The 2413-nt window shown below is 39.7% G+C and carries 2 protein-coding genes; both read left to right on the top strand.

Annotated features, from left to right (window positions below; translation table 11 throughout):
- Positions 1 to 273, top strand: a 273-nt coding sequence (locus AC1DND_RS25815; protein WP_477585437.1) for a GlgC family sugar phosphate nucleotidyltransferase, incomplete at its 5' end; no start/stop codon positions are given.
- A 523-nt stretch (positions 274 to 796) separates the two neighbouring features.
- Positions 797 to 2413, top strand: a 1617-nt coding sequence (locus AC1DND_RS25810) for a glycoside hydrolase family 15 protein (RefSeq protein ID WP_477585435.1), incomplete at its 3' end; no start/stop codon positions are given.

Here is a 2413-nt window from a genome sequence, read left to right as displayed (position 1 = left end):
GTTATTACCAATGCTTACATTATGGGCAGCGATAGGTACCAAACCTTAGAAGAAATACAGGATGAAACGGGCAAGGGAAATTCGTTAATAGGTATTGGCGACCGTTGCTTTATTAATAATGCCATCATCGATAAAAACTGTCGCATTGGCAATGATGTAAAAATTAATGGCGGCGATCATTTGGAAGATGGAGACTTTGAGCTTTATGCCGTTAAAGATGGTATTGTGGTAATTAAAAAAGGTGCTGTTGTGCCAAGTGGAACAGTAATTTAAGATAATCATTATTCATTAACTAGGCCAGTCGCGATTTTTCGGGGCTGGTTTTTTTATTGCCTGACTATCATTCTGAGGGTAGTGGAGAATCTTTTATCAGACCGCTAAGGTTTTAAAAAATAAACTGTTTTAAAAAACTACTAACTGAAAACTGCAAACTGATTTGGGCGTTCCCCAAGCTGCGCAAGGGGCGGGCTTTTCAGGGCTGCGCTTTGCTCTGGTACCGATGAAGGATCGGTACTAAACCCTTACAATCCCTAACGCAAAACACACTGCTTTAAAATAGATTTAATCTTCGAAGACTCGTATTGCAGAATCCTCGATCCTAAACCTGATAAAGCGAAATGCTCGGAGTGAGGAACGAGCGAGGACTTGCAGCGATAGCAGGGCTATAGGAAGCGATTGAAGCAGGACCTTACATTTTCAAAAAAAACTAAGCTATTAATCGTTTTAACGGCTTTTTGACATTTCTCCCTAACATTTTTCCGATCGGCTTGTTAGTAAATAAACAAAATTATAGTCTATGGCCGAACAGCACCTTTATCAAACAGGAATTATAGGAAATTGCGCTTTCATTGCACACGTAAATAAAAACACTGATATATCTTGGCTTTGCTGGCCACGTTTCGATAGCCCTTTTGTATTTGGCAGTTTATTGGATGAGAAAAAGGGAGGGGAGTTTTCGATTTTACCACAAGGTGAATTTACCTCTACTCAATATTATATTGAAAATACCAATGTTTTAAGGACGGAAATTACTGCTGAAGATGGGAAATACCGAATTACAGATTTTGCACCACGTTTTCATCTATACGATCGCTATTTTAAACCGTTAATGTTCATCAGAAAGATCGAACCTTTGGCAGGGAACCCGCGCATCACCATCAAATGCGAGCCGGTGTGCGATTATGGGAAAGGTAAAATGAAGTCGAGTAGGGGCAGTAATCATATTGATTATTTGGGTTGCGATGAAAATATCCGCTTAAGTACCAATGTATCACTTACTTATATTTTTGACGAAAAAGCATTTGTACTGAATGAGGCTAAATACCTCATTATGACTTATGGACAAAATTTAGAGGCTCCGGTGGTAAGCACCGCCGAAAATTTTTTACGCGAAACCATCGCTTATTGGCGATTGTGGATTAAACATTCGTCAATCGCGGGTTTTTACCAACCTTTTGTAATCCGATCAGCCTTGGTGCTGAAAATCCATCAATATGAAGATACCGGTGCAATTATAGCGGCCAGTACTACTAGTTTACCAGAATCGCCGGGCAGTACCCGAAACTGGGATTATAGGTATTGCTGGTTAAGAGATTCGCACTATGTATTAACCTCACTTAACCATATCGGCCACTTTGAAGAAATGGAGAAGTATTTTAATTACCTCTCTGATATTTCGCATGCTGAAGATACACGCTATCAACCCTTGTATGGTATTGCAGGAGAAAGGGAAATTACCGAGCATACATTAAATCATCTGGAAGGTTACAAAGGAGAGCAACCCATTAGAATAGGAAACCAGGCCTATGAACACATTCAGAATGATATTTACGGTCAGGTTTTGATTTCGATGTTACCACTTTATACCGATCACCGGTTTGTTTTTTCCGAACGTAGCGATTCGATAAAGTGGATTGAAAGTGTGCTTTCTAAAATTGAACGGACAATTGATGAAAAGGATGCCGGAATTTGGGAATTCAGGAATATCGCCAATGTACATTGTTATAGTAATCTATTTCAATGGGCAGGAGCACAGGCTGCTTTAAAAATGGCTAAAACTATTGGTAACGAAGATTTCGAAAAACGTGCGGAGATTTTAATCGATAAGGCTGCAGCACATATAGAAGCCTGCTACGATCCGGAAAGAAAAGTGTATACCAATGCAGTAGGAAGCCCGCATTTAGATGCCAGTACTTTACAGTTGATTATGATGAATTATTTGGATCCGGCTTCAGATCGGGCGAAAGATCATTTAATCGCTTTAGAAAAGGAGTTGAAAACGGAAGATGGGCTATTTTACCGTTACTTACATGCTGACGATTTCGGTAAGCCAAAAACAACATTTTTAATCTGTGCCTTTTGGTATGTGGAAGCTTTGGCCTGTGTTGGCCGTACGAATGAAGCGATTAAAGAA

It is taken from the genome of Pedobacter sp. 01N416, from assembly GCF_056399685.1.
The sequence above is the reverse complement of the archived record's forward strand: the minus strand, read 5'-3'. Positions and strand labels throughout refer to the sequence as shown.